The organism is Paraburkholderia sp. GAS199 (assembly GCF_050436585.1).
Taxonomy (GTDB): domain Bacteria; phylum Pseudomonadota; class Gammaproteobacteria; order Burkholderiales; family Burkholderiaceae; genus Paraburkholderia.
This window is the reverse complement of record NZ_JBNDMM010000006.1, coordinates 244,684-263,675: the sequence shown is the minus strand read 5'-3', so window position 1 is coordinate 263,675 and position 18,992 is coordinate 244,684. Positions and strand designations below refer to the sequence as shown.

General features: G+C 64.4%; 15 protein-coding genes. 4 read left to right on the top strand and 11 right to left on the bottom strand.

Annotation, left to right across the window (positions count from 1 at the left end; genetic code table 11):
* Positions 1–52: 52 nt before the first annotated feature.
* Entirely contained in the window at positions 53–256 is a 204-nt protein-coding gene (locus P3T18_RS23185; RefSeq protein ID WP_007181784.1) for a cold-shock protein, read from the bottom strand.
* 521 nt (positions 257–777) lie between these two features.
* Here P3T18_RS23185 and P3T18_RS23180 point away from each other — a divergent pair.
* Positions 778–2,223, top strand: coding sequence for an NAD-dependent succinate-semialdehyde dehydrogenase (locus P3T18_RS23180; RefSeq protein WP_429302301.1), 1,446 nt, complete (start codon positions 778–780; stop codon positions 2,221–2,223).
* Positions 2,224–2,429: 206 nt separating this feature from the next.
* A complete protein-coding gene (locus P3T18_RS23175) occupies positions 2,430–3,029 on the top strand; it encodes a GNAT family N-acetyltransferase (RefSeq protein WP_429302300.1) in 600 nt (199 codons plus the stop codon).
* Between the two features lie 170 nt (positions 3,030–3,199).
* Here the strand turns inward: P3T18_RS23175 and kdgT are convergent, their stop codons facing one another.
* On the bottom strand, positions 3,200–4,222 hold the full coding sequence (gene kdgT / locus P3T18_RS23170; RefSeq protein ID WP_429302299.1) for a 2-keto-3-deoxygluconate transporter: 1,023 nt from the start codon (positions 4,220–4,222) through the stop codon (positions 3,200–3,202).
* Positions 4,223–4,545: 323 nt separating this feature from the next.
* Positions 4,546–5,478 carry a TauD/TfdA dioxygenase family protein gene (locus P3T18_RS23165; RefSeq protein ID WP_429302298.1) on the bottom strand — a complete coding sequence of 311 codons (933 nt, stop codon included), beginning with the start codon at positions 5,476–5,478 and terminating at the stop codon, positions 4,546–4,548.
* Between the two features lie 691 nt (positions 5,479–6,169).
* On the opposite strand from P3T18_RS23165, the gene P3T18_RS23160 reads away from it, so the two are divergent.
* Together P3T18_RS23160 and P3T18_RS23155 are read left to right on the top strand one after the other, a co-directional pair.
* Positions 6,170–6,559 carry a hypothetical protein gene (locus P3T18_RS23160; RefSeq protein ID WP_429302297.1) on the top strand — a complete coding sequence of 130 codons (390 nt, stop codon included), beginning with the start codon at positions 6,170–6,172 and terminating at the stop codon, positions 6,557–6,559.
* A gap of 84 nt (positions 6,560–6,643) precedes the next feature.
* On the top strand, positions 6,644–6,892 hold the full coding sequence (locus tag P3T18_RS23155) for a hypothetical protein (protein ID WP_429302296.1): 249 nt from the start codon (positions 6,644–6,646) through the stop codon (positions 6,890–6,892).
* Positions 6,893–7,071: 179 nt separating this feature from the next.
* Here P3T18_RS23155 and P3T18_RS23150 read toward each other — a convergent pair whose 3' ends face one another.
* The 8 genes from P3T18_RS23150 to mprF all read right to left on the bottom strand — a co-directional run bounded on the left by P3T18_RS23150 (position 7,072) and on the right by mprF (position 18,857).
* Positions 7,072–7,293 (bottom strand): hypothetical protein, encoded by a 222-nt coding sequence (locus P3T18_RS23150; protein WP_429302295.1) that lies wholly within the window; start codon positions 7,291–7,293, stop codon positions 7,072–7,074.
* Between the two features lie 180 nt (positions 7,294–7,473).
* The gene (locus P3T18_RS23145; RefSeq protein ID WP_429302294.1) at positions 7,474–8,646 is read right to left on the bottom strand and encodes a 4-hydroxybenzoate 3-monooxygenase; all 1,173 of its coding nucleotides are present in this window, start codon (positions 8,644–8,646) and stop codon (positions 7,474–7,476) included.
* Positions 8,647–8,931: 285 nt separating this feature from the next.
* Positions 8,932–10,506: a threonine ammonia-lyase, biosynthetic gene (ilvA, locus tag P3T18_RS23140; RefSeq protein WP_429302293.1), complete on the bottom strand. Its 1,575-nt coding sequence runs from the start codon at positions 10,504–10,506 to the stop codon at positions 8,932–8,934.
* Positions 10,507–10,787: 281 nt separating this feature from the next.
* Positions 10,788–12,626 carry an alpha/beta fold hydrolase gene (locus P3T18_RS23135; protein WP_429302292.1) on the bottom strand — a complete coding sequence of 613 codons (1,839 nt, stop codon included), beginning with the start codon at positions 12,624–12,626 and terminating at the stop codon, positions 10,788–10,790.
* A 19-nt stretch (positions 12,627–12,645) separates the two neighbouring features.
* On the bottom strand, positions 12,646–12,906 hold the full coding sequence (locus P3T18_RS23130; RefSeq protein WP_429302291.1) for an acyl carrier protein: 261 nt from the start codon (positions 12,904–12,906) through the stop codon (positions 12,646–12,648).
* Positions 12,907–12,976: 70 nt separating this feature from the next.
* On the bottom strand, positions 12,977–14,617 hold the full coding sequence (locus tag P3T18_RS23125) for an amino acid adenylation domain-containing protein (RefSeq protein WP_429302290.1): 1,641 nt from the start codon (positions 14,615–14,617) through the stop codon (positions 12,977–12,979).
* Between the two features lie 335 nt (positions 14,618–14,952).
* Positions 14,953–16,266 carry a virulence factor family protein gene (locus P3T18_RS23120; RefSeq protein WP_429302289.1) on the bottom strand — a complete coding sequence of 438 codons (1,314 nt, stop codon included), beginning with the start codon at positions 16,264–16,266 and terminating at the stop codon, positions 14,953–14,955.
* Complete coding sequence (gene mprF, locus P3T18_RS23115) at positions 16,263–18,857, bottom strand: bifunctional lysylphosphatidylglycerol flippase/synthetase MprF (RefSeq protein ID WP_429302288.1); 2,595 nt, start codon at positions 18,855–18,857, stop codon at positions 16,263–16,265. Before mprF ends, P3T18_RS23120 begins: the two co-directional genes overlap by 4 nt.
* Between the last annotated feature and the right edge of the window lie 135 nt (positions 18,858–18,992).

Below are 18,992 nucleotides of genomic sequence, written 5' to 3'. Positions count from 1 at the left end.
GCCGGACCGCCACACCGGCTACGCGCTTTCGCGCGAGCCGGTATGCACTGCCTCAGACGGGCTTGATATCCGCCGCCTGCTTACCTTTCGGCCCTTGCTTGATTTCAAAGCTGACCTTCTGGTTTTCCTGCAGCGACTTGAAACCTTCGCTACGGATTTCCGAAAAATGGGCGAACAGATCTTCACCGCCGTCGTCCGGGGTGATGAAACCAAAGCCCTTTGCGTCGTTGAACCACTTCACTGTACCGGTAGGCATCTCGATTCCTCGTTTGCATCTGGTTAATCCGGCGGCATCCGCCGTGTCGGCTTTCTGCTCGGCGTCCGGCTCACCGCTCAACCGGCAATCCGCGCGCGTCGCTCCTGCGTGCTGCGTCCCTGCGTTCCGTCTTTCCTGCGACCCTTCGTTGCTGCCTGCTGCCTTCTGTTGCGACCCGATCCATCGTGCCGGATGACTGTCGCCGTGAAACCCGGCTTGAAACCGGAATCCCGCCCGATGCTGCCATGGGCTTGCGCACGGCGCGGCGCTGCTTCCATCAGACCGATGCTGTCCGACTCTACGCCTCTTTGCAAGCCGGCGCTGTGGCCGGTTTCCCTCCACTGCGGCAACCGGTGCAGCAACACGCGTGCCGCGTCGTCGCCACACCCGCAGCGCCGGTACGATCCTTCACAATCAGATAAGATGATTACTATCGGCAGTCCATCCTTGGGCACGCGGGTCCCGCCGCTGTCGCGGCCGCGCGCCCCATCGCCTTGTTTTCCCCTCTACAGGAACCCAGCATGGCCACTTCGAGCTATACCGACACCCGACTTCTCATCAACGGCGAGTGGTGCGACGCCGCCAGCGGTAAAACCCTCGACGTCATCAACCCCGCTACCGGCCAGGCCATCGGCAAGGTCGCTCACGCCGGCATCGCCGACCTCGACCGCGCGCTGGCCGCCGCGCAGGCCGGCTTCAACGCCTGGCGCAAGATTCCCGCCAACGAACGTGCCGCGACCATGCGCAAGGCCGCCGCGCTCGTGCGTGAACGCGCATCGGACATCGCTCGTTTGATGACCCAGGAACAGGGCAAACCGTTCGCCGAAGCGCGCATCGAGATGCTGTCCGCAGCCGACATCATCGAGTGGTTTGCCGACGAAGGCCGCCGTGTGTACGGCCGCGTCGTGCCCTCGCGCAATATCTCGGTACAGCAACTGGTGCTGAAGGAGCCGGTCGGTCCGGTCGCGGCGTTCACGCCGTGGAACTTCCCGGTCAACCAGGTGGTGCGCAAGCTGAGCGCGGCACTGGCGAGCGGCTGCTCGTTCCTCGTCAAGGCGCCGGAAGAAACGCCCGCCTCGCCCGCCGCGCTGCTGCAGGCATTCGTCGAAGCCGGCGTGCCGGCCGGTACGGTCGGCCTCGTGTTCGGCGACCCGGCGGAAATCTCCAGCTACCTGATCCCGCATCCGGTGATCCGCAAGGTCACGTTCACGGGCTCCACGCCGGTGGGCAAGCAACTGGCGGCGCTCGCCGGTTCGCACATGAAGCGTGCAACGATGGAACTGGGCGGTCACGCGCCGGTGATCGTCGCTGAAGACGCGGACGTCGCACTCGCCGTGCGCGCTGCCGGTGGCGCGAAGTTCCGCAACGCGGGCCAGGTGTGCATTTCGCCGACCCGCTTCCTGGTGCACAACAGCATCCGCGAAGAGTTCGCAGCCGCGCTGGTCAAGCACGCCGAAGGCCTCAAGCTCGGCGACGGCCTGACCGAAGGCACCACGCTCGGGCCGCTCGCCAACGCCCGCCGTCTGACGGCCATGAGCAAGGTGATCGACGACGCGCGCAAGACCGGCGCGAAGATCGAAACCGGCGGTGAACGCGTCGGCACGGAAGGCAACTTCTTCGCGCCCACGGTGCTGACCAACGTCTCGCTCGAATCGGACGTGTTCAACAACGAGCCGTTCGGCCCGATCGCCGCGATCCGCGGTTTCGACAAGCTCGAAGACGCGATCGCCGAAGCGAACCGTCTGCCGTTCGGCCTCGCCGGTTATGCGTTCACGAAGGCGTTCAGCAACGTGCATCTGCTGTCGCAGCAACTCGAAGTCGGCATGCTGTGGATCAACCAGCCGGCAACGCCGTGGCCGGAAATGCCGTTCGGCGGCGTGAAAGATTCCGGCTACGGTTCGGAAGGCGGTCCGGAAGCCATGGAAGCCTATCTGGTCACGAAGTCGGTTTCCGTCACGGCAGCCTGATCCGCGCTGAACTGCGCCGGGCTGCCTCGACCGAGTAACGAGGTAGTAACGGGGCAGCCACTAGCCAGCCATGACCCAGCCAGGAAGGTCCGCGAACGCAGGTTCGCGGACCTTTCTTTTTTCGGCTCGTCGCTGCTCGCGTGGTTCACCGTCGCCCACGCTTCGTTCTATGATGATGCGCCGCGACACCACCCTTGCCGCCTCTCATGAACGACACCGCGTCTGAACTCACGCAAGCCACCCTCACCGGACCATCCGTCGAACTCAGACCGCTTCGGCAGGACGACGCGCAAGCGTTGCTCGGCTCCGCGGCGGACGGCGAACTGTGGACCATGACGCTCACGGTCGTGCCCGGCCGCGACACCATCGACGCTTACATCGCCACTGCACTCGCCGGTCGCGCGGCCGGCACGGTCATGCCATTCGTGATCGTCAGGCGAGACACGGGCGCGGTGGTGGGCAGCACGCGTTTCTGGAAGATCGACCGCGCGAATCGCAAGCTGGAAATCGGCCATACGTGGCTCGGAAAATCGGCGCAACGCTCGGTCGTCAACACCGAAGCGAAGTATCTGCTGCTCGCGCATGCATTCGACGCGATGCAGTGCGTGCGCGTGCAGTTCACCACCGACGAACTCAACGAGAGATCGCGCGCGGCCATCTTGCGCATCGGTGCGAAACAGGAAGGAATCGTGCGGCACGAGCGGATCATGCCTGATGGACGCAAGCGCAATTCGGTGCGCTTCAGCATCATCGACAACGAGTGGCCCGAGGTGAAAGCCATGCTCGAAACGAAGCTCGGACGTTAGCGCACGCGCGGCGAACGTTGCCGCCATGCACGAGGCCGCGCAACGCGCGGCCCCGGTCCGGATCAGTCGTATGTGAAGGTGGCGGCAGGCTCAGTCGCCGCGCCGGCCACGTGAACTAAAGCTGCCCGCCAGGAAGAATAGCTACCACGCACCGCCCTCATCCATGCACGTCACACATGCACGTCGCGCTGCTCGCTCAGCGGCGGCGGCGTGGTTGCGGAGACGAATTCCTCGCGCAAGGCGTCGCGCGCATGATGCCGGCGCGTCCATAGCGCGACCAGAATCGGCACCAGGATGGCCGTCACCAGACACGCGGTAGCGACCATCGCCGTGGCGGCCGGCACCAGCGGCTTGAAGCGCGGAATCATCTCGCCGATGATGGCCGGGTTGGCCACCGCAGCGCCCGCCGTCGACGAAGCCGCAAGCCCCGCCGCGCCATTGCCGCCCGCAATCCAGCGGTCCGCGAAAATCAGCGGAATGCCCGTCACGACGATCACGCCGAGACCCAGCACGATGCCCGGCAAGCCGCTCGTCACGATCACGTTCAGATCGATGCCGTTACCGAGCGCGAAGCCGAAGAACGGAATCAGCGGATGCACGCAGCGGCCGAAGAATTCGCGCAGTTCGCTATCCAGGTTGCCGAGCGCGAAACCCACCAGAAACGGCAGCACCGCGCCGACGAACAGCCGCGGCTCGAAGAACGCCACGCCGGTTGCGCCAAGAATGATCATGCTGACGAGCGGCCCGGATTCGATCGACATCAGCACGAACGCGCCCGCCTCTTCCTTGCTGCCGTACTGCTGCATGACCGCGGCGTAGAGGCCGCCGTTGGTCATGTCCATCGAGGTGGTGATGGCGAGCACCGAGAGCCCGGCGAAGAGGCCCGCCTTGACGCCGTCGATGGGGATGAAATGCGCGGCGACGATCGTCGCGATCCACGCCACCAGCATCTTGGTCACGAGCAGCGTGCCCGACTTGCGCAGCACGACGCCCGTGGCGCGCAGATCGATGGTCGCGCCCATGCAGAAGAACCACACCGCGAGAATCGGCACGGTGCCGCTGATCAGGCCATTGGTGAACGAGCCGAAGTATTTGCCCGCGCCCGGCGCGAACGTGTGAACACAGGCGCCGAGCAGCAACGGCACCAGCATCAGACCGCCAGGCACGCGGTCGATGGCCTTCTTGATCCTCATGTCTCCTCCGTGGACTATGTGTCCCGTGATAGGTAATTCCTTGAGTGAATCGCCCCTGAAGTGAAGCCCGGTCTATGCCGTTCGACTTCCTTTCGGCGCAATATAGCACCACGTAAGGAACACTAATCCGATTTCGGAGACGTTATCAGTCATCGTTTACCCTTCCAGACGGGGAAGCCTTATCTGGCAAGGACAAACCTGGAAGGATTCAGGTAATTTTCTCGAATAGTAGAGATATCCGTTGTCGTACAAGTTACGACGAAGATCGACAGACTCGCCGCCGGTGATGGCGCGACAGGACCGGTCCCGTCGCGCCTTCGGCCCTACGCCGCCTTCGCGGAAAGATTCGGCTGCACGCTGCGCGTGAAACTGCGGCGGCCGTCGACGCTGACCGGCACATCGCCCTTCAGCGTCACGCGTCGCACCACGCGATGCGCGTCGCCGTAATCGTTCACGGCGTAATGCTGGGTCGCGCGGTTGTCCCAGATTGCGACGTCGCCGGCCTGCCAGCGCCAGCGCACGAGGTTCTCCGGCCGCGTCACGTAGCCTTGCAGCACTTCCAGCAAATGCGCCGACGCCGACGGCGTCAATCCGACGAAACTCTTCACGAAGTGTCCCAGCACCAGGGTGTGCTCGCCCGACTCGGGATGCACGCGCACCACCGGATGCTCGGTCTCGTAGCGCGTCGACACGAACGCCTCGCGATAGCGTTTGATCGCGTCGACATCGCGGCCGCGCTCGCCGACGCTGGTGTGATTCGCGTAGTCGTATTCGTTGCTATGCACGGCCCACAACTGCCCGGCGAGCGCCTTCAAGGGCGGCGGCAGATCGTCGTAGGCGGTGGCCGTATTGGCCCACACCGTATCGCCGCCCACATCGGGAATCGTCACGGCGCGCAGGATCGACGCCTGCGGATAGGCCTCGACGAAAGTTACGTCCGTATGCCATGAATTCGCGCGGCCACCGCGATGCGAGTCGAGTTCGAGCAGATGGTCGCTGCCCTCCACCACCGGCACCGTGGGATGCGCGACCGGCTCGCCGAGCAGCCTCGCGAAAGCTTCCTGATCGGCATCCTGCAAATGCGACTGGCCGCGAAAGAAAATCACCTTGTGTCGCACGAGCGCCGCGCGAATCGCATCGATAGTCGACGCGTCGAGTTGGCCCGACAGACGCACGCCGCGAATTTCCGCGCCGATGCGGCCCGTGACGGGATGAATGTCCAAAGCACTGGACGTCGCGAGACTGAGGTTCGACATGCTGGGCGGCTCCTGATCGTGGGGAAAGTTTCACGATCTAACCAGCGTTCGTCGCACGCGTAAAACACTTGTTTCCGATGTGCTTATCACGCAGAGCGCAAACGCCCGTTTGCGGATGCGATGGTGTCGAAAGCGCCGCGATGCTGAATCGCGGACGCCCTTACGTGTGTGATCTGAAACTGAATGTATCCGCGCTGCATATCAGCCGCTACCTCGCGTTTCAAGCTTCGTGCCACTTCCCGGTTGCGCTCAGGCCGTGCTGAGTCGCGTCTGCACCGATCACGGCGCGGCAAATTACGTAACGCGCTCAACGGCTTGAGTCGCAGTTTCTGGCTGATTCATGCGCTGCACACGCTGCTGTCGCGCGTTTCATGGCCGCACGACTGCCGAGACGCGGTGACGCGCGAATCGACACGTCCTGTTACACACAAACACACTGGTAATTCCGCTGCTCAGTAGAGTTCGGTTCAAACGCAAAACGTATAAGGGAAGGCACCTCATGAAACGAATTTTCGCATTGCTCATTCTCGCCGTCTCGCTCGGCAGCGCACTCGGCGGCTGCATCGTCGTACCGGTGGGCGGCGGCTATCACGATCACTATCACCGCTATTGAGCAAAGCTCGCGCGGTTTGCGCGGTTCGCGGCAAACCTTTGCAGACAGCCATCACACGTTAAACACGAGAACAACATCATGAGCACTTCAACCCGCCGTCTGCTGTCCATGACGATCTTCGCAGCACTCGCCATCGGCGCTTCGTCGGCGGCATCGGCTCACGTCGACGTGGGCGTGAACATCGGCATTCCCGGCGTGGCCGTGGCACCGGAGCCGGTCTATGCACCGCCGCCTCCGCCGCCGCAATATGCGCCGCCGGTCGTGGTGGTCAGTCCGGGATGGTATGGCGACCGCTATTACGACGGTCATCGCTACTGGGCGCGTCGCGAATGGGAAGAGCGTCATCACGAGCGCGAGTGGCACGACGCACGCGGCTATGGTCCGCGCGGCGACTGGCACGGCCACGATGGTCATGACGATCACGGCGACCACGGCGATCACGGTGACTGGCACGGCCGCGATCATTGATACGCGCATCGGTGACGCGTCGGCGACGACGCCGCATCGATGCCACGCGGAAACTGGAAGCCGCGCCTTTTGCAGGAGCGACGAATGGTACGCAACGATCCACGACGTGTGACGGCGCAACTCGACGGCGTCGCCGTCTGCACGGAATACAGCGAACAGACCGGCCAATTGTGTTTGCGTCAGGACGGCATGGTGCTGCGCGAATGGTTTCCACCGCACTCGTGGATCGCGATCGCGTCGGCGGCGGGCGCGCGACGTTGGGGCACCCGTCCCACTGACGAGGACCTCATGGCCTTGCTGCAAAACGAGCTGGCGTTGCTGCGCATGCAGTGAGATCGCCCTACCCATAGTTCGCGCGCAAAGTGCTAATGCAGCGCACTAGACGCGCGACGCAGAACAATCGATAAAAAGCCGGCTATCGGAGTGATCCGATAGCCGGCTTTTTTGCATCTTTCACGACGGGTTTGACGGGTTACGCGGCGCTTCGACTACGCGCACGCGCCGCCGATAAATCAACGCACGTTGTGGATCGGCGGCGAATAGCTGCTGACGGTCGTGTCGCTGGAATTGCCGGCCTGCCACGAACCGTGGCCGCTCGGGCCATATCCGCTGGAATCGGCCGCGCTTTGCTGCGTGGCTTGCGGATTCTGCGGCTGATCGGACGATTGCGCGAACGACGCGATCGGCGCAGCCAGCGCCAATGCGATAACAGCGGATTGAATGAGCGATTTCATGAAGCCACCTCCGGAATAGGGTCTTGCGCGCCGTTGCAAGTCGTTGCGCCTTCAGCGCTGCGTTCCGGTTGAAACGCAGCAGTGAGTACAGTCTAGAAGGCCGGCGCGTCCGGATAAATCCTCATAACCCGAATTCAGTGTTGCTGCTGGAAATACAATGCGCGACAACGTGCGCGGGTGTCACACTGCCGCAATACCGACGTAGTTTTCCGCCATCGCGGTAGCCGCCGCGCGCGAAGTCGTCACGTATTCCAGTTCTGCGACCTGCAGGCGTTGCTCGAACGGCGACGCTCCTTCGATGCGATGCATCATGCTCGTCATCCAGTACGAGAAATGCTCCGCGCGCCAGATTCGCTTGAGCGCGGTTTCGCTGTAACTGTCCAGCAGATCGCTGCGATTGTCGGCGTAGAACGCGCCGAGTGCCTGAGTGAGCACGCGCACATCCGCGACTGCGAGGTTCATGCCCTTTGCGCCGGTCGGCGGCACGATATGCGCCGCGTCGCCGGCCAGAAAGAGCCGGCCGTGCTGCATGGTCGCCGACACGAAACTGCGCATCCCCACGATGTTTTTCTGGAAGATCTTGCCGTCCACGACTTTCTGGCCGTCATGCGAATCGACACGCGCGTGCAGTTCCGCCCAGATACGATCGTCGGACCAGTTTTCCACGGAATCTTTCGGATCGCACTGAAAATACATGCGTTGCACGTTCGCCGAACGCGTGCTGACGAGCGCGAAACCGCGATCGTGCCGCGCGTAGATCAGTTCGTCGGACGACGGCGGCCCTTCGCATAGGATGCCGAACCATCCGAACGGGTAGATGCGTTCGTAGTCGTTGCGCAGCGCCTGCGGAATCGCCGCGCGCGAGACGCCTTGCGAGCCGTCGCAGCCGATCACGAAGTCGCATTGCAACTCGCGCTCCTCGCCGTCGTGACGATAGCGGATCGAAGGCGTGGCCGTATCGATGTCGTGAATCGAGGTATCCGACACGCCGAAACGCAGTTCACCGCGTGCGGCGACGCGCGCCGCGACGAGATCCTTGATGACCTCGTGCTGCGCGTACACCGTGATCGAATGTCCCGTGAGCCCCGTCAGATCGATGCGGCGGCGCTTGCCCTCGAAGGCCAGTTCGAAACCATGATGCAGCGCGCCCTCGGCTTTCATGCGTGCGCCGACGCCCGCCTCGGTCAGCAGGTCCATGGTGCCCTGTTCAAGCACGCCCGCGCGGATGGTAGATTCGATCTGTTCGCGCGTGCGCGATTCGAGCACGACGGAGTCGATGCCGCGCAAATGGAGAAGATGGGAAAGAAGCAGGCCTGCCGGCCCGGCACCGATGATGCCGACTTGGGTGCGCATGGTTTGTCTCCTGAATGCGGCGATTGATTTGCACTCAGTGTGACGAAAGCCGTCTGTATCGCGCAACGCGATATGACGGATAGGCGATATCTAGTTTTGAGATAAAGCTCGCCGACAGATTGCTGGCCGCGCGCCGCTCAGATTGCCGGAAGCCGCGTCCCGAAAGCCCTGGCGACGTTTTGTGCGGATCGTGCGGCTTGCGAGGGCGAGGCATCGCGTCAAGGTAAACCCCGACGCGATGCATGGTTCAGCGTGGTCCGACTCGCTCGCTTCGCGAGTAAAAAACTACGCGAGAAACAACCGGTAAACCGGATTGTGCGTCTCTTCCCAGTGCGGATAACCGAGCGTGGCGCGAAACCGTTCGAACTCGCTGTTCTCGCTTTCCGGCACCTGAATGCCCACCAGAATCGAGCTGTAATCCGCGCCCTGGTTGCGGTAATGGAACAGGCTGATGTTCCAGTTCGGCGCCATCGACGAGAGGAATTTCATCAGTGCGCCTGGCCGCTCGGGAAACTCGAAACGGAACAGACGTTCGTCGTGCGCGAGCGGCGAGCGTCCACCCACCATGTAGCGGATATGTTGCTTCGACAATTCGTCGAAAGTCAGATCGACGGTGGCGAAACCGTGCGCCTCGAACGCGCCCGCAATCTGCGCCGACTCGCTGCGATTGCGGATCTGCACGCCCACGAAAAGTTGGGCGGAATGCGCGTCTGCAATGCGGTAGTTGAATTCGGTGACGCTGCGCGTGCCCACCAGTTCGCAGAAACGCCGGAAGCTGCCGCGCTCTTCGGGAATCGTCACGGCGAACACCGCCTCGCGCGCCTCGCCCACTTCCGCGCGCTCGGCGACGAAACGCATGCGGTCGAAATTCATGTTCGCGCCCGAGGTGATCGCGATCAGCGTCTGGTCCTCGATGCCTTCGCGCTCGGCATACTGCTTGGCGCCCGCAACGGCCAGCGCGCCGGCCGGCTCCAGCACGCTGCGCGTGTCCTGGAAGACGTCCTTGATCGCGGCGCACAGGGCGTCGGTGTTCACGAGCAGCACGTCGTCGAGATATTCGCTGCACAGCCGGAAGGTTTCCTCGCCGACGAGTTTCACCGCCGTGCCGTCCGAGAACAGGCCGACCTCGTTGAGCGTGACGCGCTCGCCCGCTTTGAGCGAGGCGGCCATCGCGCACGAGTCGTCGGTCTGCACGCCGATCACCTTGATCTCCGGACGCACCGATTTGACGTAGGCCGCGATGCCGGCCGCGAGTCCGCCGCCGCCGATCGGCACGAAGATCGCGTGAATCGGACCCTGATGCTGGCTCAGGATTTCCATCGCCACCGTGCCCTGACCGGCGATCACGTACGGATCGTCGAACGGATGCACGAAGGTCAGGCCGCGCTGTTCCTGTAATTGCACGGCGTGCCCGTAGGCGTCGCTGTACGACTCGCCGAACTGCACCACCTCGACGGTCGGTCCACCGTGGGCGCGCACGGCGTCCACCTTCACCTGCGGCGTGGTGACCGGCACGACGATGATCGCCTTCACGCCCATGCGCGCCGCCGACAGCGCCACGCCCTGCGCGTGATTGCCCGCCGAGGCGGTAATCACGCCACGCGCGAGCGCGTCGGCCGGGATGTGCGCCATCTTGTTGTACGCGCCGCGCAGTTTGAACGAGAACACCGGCTGGTTGTCCTCGCGCTTCAGATAGACCGGATTGCGCAGCCGCGCCGACAGGTTCGGCGCGCGTTCGAGTTCGGTCTCGCGAGCCACGTCGTAGACGCGCGCGGTCAGGGTTTTCTTGAGGTAGTCGTGTCGCAATGCCACGCTGTCGGCGGCTTCGGCGGCAAGCGGGTTGAGTTCGTGTAGCAGCAAGACAGGCTCCTGTGCGGCAAGATGAATCGGCAACAGGCTCCAGCAGGCGGACATAAAAAAACCCGCCTTGTGGGGCGGGTTGATTGTTGACTACTCTCAGACGCGCGCTAACCCACCATTCGATGAATGGTGCTAATAATCAGCGCAATACGGATGTCGAGGCAGTTCATGGAGTCGATCTTCGTCGACTTGCTCCGCTTTGTCAATCCCCGACGACACGCCGTGCCGCGACGTGCGCAGCCGCGCTGAGAAGCGAAAAGCCCTGAAAACACGACGAAATCTCAGGGCTGCTGCACTTCCGCCACGCACAGCCCGGCAGTTTGCACGACGGTTTCGCGTCGCGCGCTCAGCACCCGTTCGCGCAGGAACTGCTCGAACTGAAGCATGATCGCGTCGCGCGCCACCTGCGAAAACAGCGCGTGATCGACCTTGGCGATCACTTTCGCATCGACGTTCTTCAGCTTGCCGAGTTCGTTGCCGTCACGGCCGAAATACATCTCCAGCTCGTCGCGGCCTTCGTCGAGCGGACCGTACATCAGCGAGGTCTGCACGCCCTTGCGGTCCAGTTCCAGCGCGAGCCGGCGTATCGCGCCACGCGGCGTCGACTGGCCCATCAGGTACTCGACCGCCGCGTTCACACGCACACCGGCACGCACGATCATGCGCCGCACGAATTCGGCGGTGATGGCCGTGCCGTTCGCACGACCCGTGAGCAGGCGCAGCCACTTGCGCGGATTGCGGATCGACAGCCGGTAGACGCCCTTCGACGCCACCGGACGCGCGCCGGGCCGGCTCGCCGCGCTTCCCCACACGAAGAACGGCAGATTCACGGCAGCGCACCCCACCACCGCCGAATGCGTGAGCGCCGTATGAATCGCGACATACGCGCCCGTACAGACGCCGAACATCACGGCCTTCGCGTGCCCGGCCGCGACCAGCCAGTCGATGCCGGCTTTCGCATCCGCGAGCGCCGGTCCCGAGTAGACCATGTCGAGCGTTTGATCCTGCGCGAGCCGGACGCTGTCGCCGAGGCCGCCGAGATCCATGCGCAACGACGCGATGCCTTGCGCCGCGAGACGCCGCGCCATCAACACGGCCACGCGGCCGTCGCCGACGCGATGCACGCCGCCCGTGTTGACGAACAGCACGGCCGGTACGCCGTCGAGCGCACGCCTCGGCTGACAATAAATGCCCACGTAGCGGCCGCCGCCGAATATCACCGGCGTCTCGCGTCCGTCGGCAAAATCGATGCGCGCGCCCGGCGCGCACGCGAGAATTTCCGCCGCCGGTTCGCCCGCCTCGACGGCGCTTGCGCCGAGCCATTCGAGCACGCTGTCGAATGCGTTGCGAGGCGGCACGCTGTAATGCGGGTCGATCAGAAACTTGCTGTATTCGCCGTAAATCTGCAGTTCGGCGTGCGCGCCGAGAGTCTGATAACGCGCAGCGAGACGCTTGATGCGCGCGCCTTCACCGAGGTCCTGGATCAGCACGCGCTGCGCCGGACGCTGCGTGCGCCGCTCCAGATCGACATCGGCGAGCGTAGCGAGCGTATCCGGATAGAGACGGAAACCATGCGCGCCGACCGTCTTCGCCTTCTCCGTATCGTGGCTGCTCCCGACGCCCTCGATACCTTCGATGCCTGCTTGCGTGCGCAACCAGCTTTGATGCGCGAGGTCGAGTTCGCGCGCGTAGCTCTTGCCCGACGTGGCGGGCAGCAGCAGCACCAGATTCTCGATCTCTTCCATTTCTTCAGCGGCGAGCGCCGCGAGCGTCGCGCCGAGGCGCAGCCCGCACAAGGTGAGCCGGGTGACGCCGGTCTTCGCGCGCAACAAGGCGGCCGCGGCCTTGATGCTGTCGATCCATGCGCGCAGGCGCGCCGGATCGTCTTCGCTGCCGCTCGAATCGCCGGTGCCGGGATAGTCGAAGCGCACCACCGGCATGCCGCGCGCGGCGAGCGCCTCGGCGAATTCGCGCCAGCCGCGATGCGCGCATAACGCGTCGTAACCGAATGGACTGCACAGCACCACGCCCATCGACGGCTGGGCGGCGAGCGGCTGATGCAGCCATCCAAAGCAGCCGTCGAAGATGACCGGCCGCATGGTAGAGGGATTAGCCATCATCGAAAGTCGCGGTGCCGTATCAAGTTCGCGGCGCAAGCGATTCTTCCGGCGCGACCTGGCCGATCACGGCGGCCAATGCGTCGATGCTTTGAAACATCTCGTGAGTAATCAGCTCGCCGGGAATTTCGATGTCGAAATATTCCTCGATCGCCATCATCACCCGGACCGTGCCGAGAGACGAGAGACCCGCTGCGTAGAGATCGTCGCTATCGTTCAGCGTATCGACCGGCACGTCCAGACATGCGGTTTCCTGCAGAATACGGCGCACATGATCTTTCATCTTATTCCCCGATTTATTTGCCTAACAGGCACAACTATTCAGTCATCCGAAACATCTTTTTCTATCGACTTCACGCAACCGTATCGCCGCTCACGCATTGCAGCGCAAGGGCTTTCCTGTCGATTTTTCCATTGACATTGAGTGGCAACGCATCGAGCGACACGATGCGTTGCGGCACGGCATACACCGGCAGCCGTTGGCGGCACGCCTGCAGGATCTGCACATGGTCGCCTTGGGGCGACGTCACGAAGGCGATCAGGCCGCCCGCGCGGCCTGCGTCGTCCACCGGCCACGCGATCACCGCGCACAACGCCGCGCGACTGCAATCCTGCACGACGTGCTCGACTTCTTCGAGTTCGATGCGGTTGCCGCGAATCTTGACCTGCGAATCGAGCCGGCCCTGAAACACGATGCCCTGCCCTTCGACTTCGCGCGCTGCGTCGGCGCTGCGATACCAGCGCTGCGACCAGCAACCCGCGTAGGTTCGCGACACGAAGCGGCGATTGCCGGCCTCGTTCGGCGACAGATAACCGGGCGCCACCTGCGGACCGCCGATCAGCAATTCACCGCTTTCGCCGGGCGCAACCGGTTCGAGATCGGCGTCCACGATCAGCAGTTCCATGCCGGGCAATGCATGACCTAGCGGCATCACCGCATGCGCCGGATCGTCGGCGAAAGCCTGCGTGACCTCGAATTGCGCACAGCCGACCGTGGTCTCGGTCGGTCCATACAGATTCATAATCCGCGTGTGAGGCGCGGCACGCAGCCACGCCTGAACGACGAAACGGGACAACGGTTCGCCGCCGAACACCGTCATACGCAGAGTCGGAAAACCATCGGCCGGCAGCTTGCGGAACTGCTGCATGAAAGCGGCGACCGACGGCACGCTGTTCCAGTGCGTGATGCCATGTTGCTTGATGAACGCGGCGTTATAAATCGGCTCGACGGTTTTCGGCACGTACAGGCAGGCGCCGTTCGCCCAGCACACGAACATGTCGTGCACCGAGGGATCGAACGTGAGCTCGCAAAACTGGATATAGCGCGCGTCCGGCAGACGTTCGAAGTGGCGCAGTTGTGCGTCGACGTAGGCCTCGGCGTTCGCATGCGAGATCGGCACGCCCTTGGGCGCGCCGGTCGATCCCGACGTGAAGAGGATATAGGCGAGATCGCCGGGCGCGCGAGTTACATGCGGCGCAGGGTCCGACGTCAGCGGCAGTCGTTCGAATATGGCGGCATCAGCGTCGGCATCGTCGAGCATGAAGATACGCGGACACGCATCGAGCAACGGCACCACTTCGTCGAGCAGCGGCGCGCAACGGCGATCCACCAGCAGCAGGTCCGCGCCCGATTGCTCGATCACCGCGGCGATGCGCACGGCAGGCACGGTCGGATTGAGCGGCACGTAGGCGCAGCCGGCTTCGAGAATGCCGAGCAGACCCGCATAGGCCGCCACGCTGCGATGCGCGAACAGCAGACAACGCGCGGCCTGCGGTGTGTCGGCTGGCACGTCCGGTTGCGCGCTCAACGGCATGTCCAACTGCATGCCGGGTTGCAAATCGCGCGGCATGGCGGCCAGCGCCGCCGTCACGCCCGCGGCGACCCGCTGCGCTCGCGCGGCCAGCTCGGCATAGCTGAACAGACGTTCGTCGACCCATAGCGCGGGGCGGTCCGGCTCGCGCGCGGCAGTGTCGAAGAAAAAGGAATCCAGCATTCGCGGCCTCGAACCATGTGGGCATTGCGCACAGCGTCACGCCGGCACGATGCGCTGGCGGGAAGGCCGGCGTTCATGCCATGCGCGCTGCCGGGCGTCGGTGCTACCCGATGGCGCGCTACGTTATCGCAGGAGATGTCACAGACAGGTTTGCGGACGACTGCGGTTCCGTCTGACGGAAGACGGGACCGCATGAGAACGTCATCAACAGTTGGTAAGAATCATAAAAGCCGGCAAGGTCCGCATATGTGCGATACCGCTCTCAACCGACAATTGTCAAAAGCCGGGCCGTCCCGCCGTGCGCGGGAAGAAGTGGCCCGCCCTGCCGGGCGTGGCTAGTCGCGCACGCCGCTCTGCTTTTTGAACGCGCTCAAAATGTGCCGCTCCAGCGCGTTGTAGTCGCCGCCGAAGTGATGGTCGCCGCCGGTGCGAATCACCTCGACGCCGCTATTCGTCAATGCCGGGCACAGCGTGTCCTTCTCGTTCTCGCCGTAGAAGCATTGCACGATGGCGGGCGGCACGCGGTTCAGTTCGGGGCGGACCTTGAGCGCCTTGTCGCTGGCCGGCATGCCGAGCCAGCCGCCCACGCGGATCTGGAAATCCGCGTCGGGCGCGAAGCCGAGCAGCGCGATCAGCGAAACCTTGCTGCGCAGCGTCTCCGGCAGACGGTTATAGGCGAACGGCATGACGTCCGCGCCGAACGAGTAGCCGACCAGCGCAATGTGCTCGGCGTGCCAGCGCGCGCCGTAGGTCTGCATGACGCGGGCGAGATCGCGGCTGGTCTGCGCGGGCGGCTTCTCGCTCCAGAAATAACGCAGACTGTCCCAGCCGACCACCGACACGCCGTCTTTCTGCAAGGCTTGCGCGATGGTCTTGTCGAGGTCGCGCCAGCCGCCGTCGCCGGAAATCACGATCGCCATGAGGCCGTTGGGATGCGCCGCCGGCAATTCGATCAAGGGCAGATCGGAGACGTCGTCGTCGCTGGTGGAGAGCGTTTGCAGATGCGGCGACACCAGTGCGACGAGTCGCGCGCGATCGCCGTTGCCGGTGCTGGTCTTGTCGAGGAAGCCCGGCACCTTGTCGCGGATGATGGTCGGGTCCGGCGGACACGGCGCGAAACGCGGATCGAGGTCGCGTTGCGCATCCACCGAGACGGCGCCCGCGATCGTGTTCGACGGCGCCTGTTCCAGCACGCGCACCGCAAGCGTCGCACCCTGCCCCGTGCCGGCGACGATCGGTGCAAAGTAGCGGCTCGATTGCGACTGACGTTCGAGCTGATGGCTCAAGGCCTCGGCGTCGCCCACCAGTTGATGGCAGGCTTCGCTTTTCGCGGCGAGGTTGCTCGCGTAGCGCGCCGTATCCACGCCGACCACCATCGCACCGGACTTCGCGAGCGCGTCCGCGCTTTGCTGATCGGCCGCACTCCAGCCGGAGGCCTGCGAGTACAGCACCACGAAGCCGCGCAACGGTCCCACCGGCTGCGTGACGGCGACATCGCCGTAACGGCCGCCGGCCACGGTGCTGGTATTGAGCGCGCCGGCGGTGTTAGCCGTTGCCGCCAGCGCCGTGGCGCCGCCGGACATGCCGCCGAGCGCGGCGAAAGCAAGGCTCGCCGCAACGGCGCGCCGGAAAAACAGTTGCAAGGTCATGAACGCCGGCCTCCCGCCAGCAATGACAGGTCGGCCAGCGTGAAGAACACGCCTACCGAGCCCGACGCCGCGAGATAGCGCGGCTCCCAATGCGGCTGGAACTTGCTCTTGAAGGCTCGCAGTCCGCGGAAGTTATAGAAGCGGCCGCCGAAGCGCCACACGATGCCGGCCAGACGGTGCCAGCGCGACGCGAGCGGCGTCGGCTGCATGCCCGAAAGCGGCGCGATGCCGAGACTCAGCGAGCGGAATCCCGCCTGCTTCAGATGCAGCGCCAGTTGCGTGAAGAGATATTCCATCGCATACGGCGAAGCGCTTTCCACGTGACGCATCACGCCCACGGTGGCTTCGGTATTCAGATCGGTCGTCATGAAGGTGACGAAGGCGGCCGGCTCGCCGTTCTGGCGCACCAGCATGACGGATTGCGCGGCGAGGTATTCGTCGGTGAACGCGGCCACCGAGAAGCTCTTCTCGCGCGCGTCGCGGCTATCCAGCCAGCCGTCCGAAATCTCGCGCAGCGTGTCGAGCGAAGCCGGCACGTTCGCCTGATCGATCACTTCGACGGTGAAGCCGTCGCGCTCACCGCGCTTGAGTGCGTAACGAAGATGCGCGCGGTGCGAACCCTTGAGGTCGAAATCGTCGAGCGCCACGTGGGCTTCCTCGCCGAGTTTCATCAGCGTGAGGCCGGCGTCGAGATAAAGCGGCAAGGCGTTGGCCCGCACCTGATAGAACGCCGCGCGGCCGCCATGCGCATGCGCGAGCGCGACGAACTTGCCGATCAGCGCCGCCCACTCTTCACGCGGACCGACCGGATCGTGCAGCGCCGCCCATGTGCGGCCGTACTTCGCGTACATCAGAAACGCCTTGCGTGACTCGGAGAACAGGAAGCTCTTGTCGCCCATCAAGGCGAGGCCGGCATCGCTGCGCTCCTGGGCGCGCACGATGTGCGCGGCGTCGAGCAGATCCTCGGCGGGCGGCTTGACGAAGCGGCCCGGCGCCGGACGCAGCAGTTGCCAGAACGCGAAGGTCGCGGCGAAGAGACTCGCGGCGAGCGTCGCCCGCAAGGCGCGCGGCGCGCGTTCGTCGAAGGCGAATTGCCACCACAGGTCGCGCGTATAGGGCACGTCGCGGAAAGCGAACAGCATCACCCACACCGCCAGCATCAGCACCATCGCCACCGACACCAGCCAGCCCGCCGTGAAGCGCTCGGCAAACAGCGACGAGTGCCGGTTGAAACGCCGGCGCGTGGACAACAGCAGCGCGATCAGCATGCACAGCACGCCCGCTTCGACGAAGGCGAGCCCTTTGGTCAGCGACAACGCGAGGCTCAGCACCGCGAGCAGCAAGGTCATCCACCATGCGGCGTCGAGCCGGCGCAACAGGCCGCGCGCGACGAACAGCAGCGCCACGCCGAGCACGCTGCACAGCATCTGCGAGCTTTCGAGCACCCACAGCGGCAGCACGTCGCGCAATACGTGCAGACGTTGCCAGAACGCGGGCGTGGCGCTGGAGATCACCAGCATGCCGCCCACCACGAACGTGACGAGGCTCAGGAACAGCGGCGCGAGTTTCGATGCGCCCGCCGCGTGACGCAACGGCAGACGGCTTTTCAGCGCGCGTCCTTCGAAACCGGCCAGCAGGCCGGCTGAGACGATCAGCGGGACACCGAAATAGATCGCGCGATAAGCGAGCAGCGCGGCAACCATTTCGTGCGTATGCACGCTGCCGTTCAGCGTGAATACCATGGCGGCCTCGAATACGCCGACGCCGCCGGGCGTGTGACCAATCATGCCGAGCAGCATGGCCGCCGCATACACGGTGATGAAGGTCACGAAGCTCACGTCCGCATGCGGCAGCAAGGCCCACAACGCGAGGCCGGCCGCCACCACGTCGAGCACGGCGAGCGCGATCTGCGCGAGCAGGTCGCGACGCGCGGGAATATCGAAAGAAAGCCACTGCCAGCGCGTGCGGATCGGGCGGGTTTCGCTGCGGCATGCCGCGGCCATGACGCCGAGTGCGACGAGCAGCGCCGCGCCGATCAGACCGAGCGTCAGCGGTGCGAGATGCAGCATGCGCGCGAGCGGATCGGCGGCGCACACCATGCCGAGCGCCGTCATCAGCACCAGCGCGAGTGCCAGCGAGACGCTCGTGAAAACCGTCATGCGGCCGATCTGGGCCGGCGTGACGCTGGCCACGCCATAGACGCGCGCGCGCACCGCGCCGCCCGTCAAGGCGCCGAAACCGGTCGCGTTGCCGAGCGCCGAGCCCGCCGTCGCGCCGATCCACAACGCCGCGCGCGGCACGACAGCACCGAGATAACGCAGGCCGACCGCGTCGCGGCCGACGAGCGCGACGTAGCTGAGCGCCGTTGCGCCGAGCGCCGCGCTCCATTCCACGACCGACAGATTGCGCAGCTGGCGGATCACCGAACGGTAGTCGACCGCTTGCGAGAGATGTTGCAGGACGACCAGCAACAGCGCGCAAATGACGAGCGCGAGCAACGGCGAGAGGATGCCCCGGCTGCCGAGCGCTTTCGATACACGGTCGTAGCGCGCGCTCAGCTGGTCGAATTTATTGTGAACTCGGTGGAACATGGTCGATGCGGCCTTGCTTAGTGCTGTCGTGACGACGGGTCGTCTGTCACGGCGTCGCCCCAATCAGGCGATTACAAACGGATAACGGCAGACTGTTAAAAAGGTTGACACGCGCAGGGATATTGCAGGGTTTAT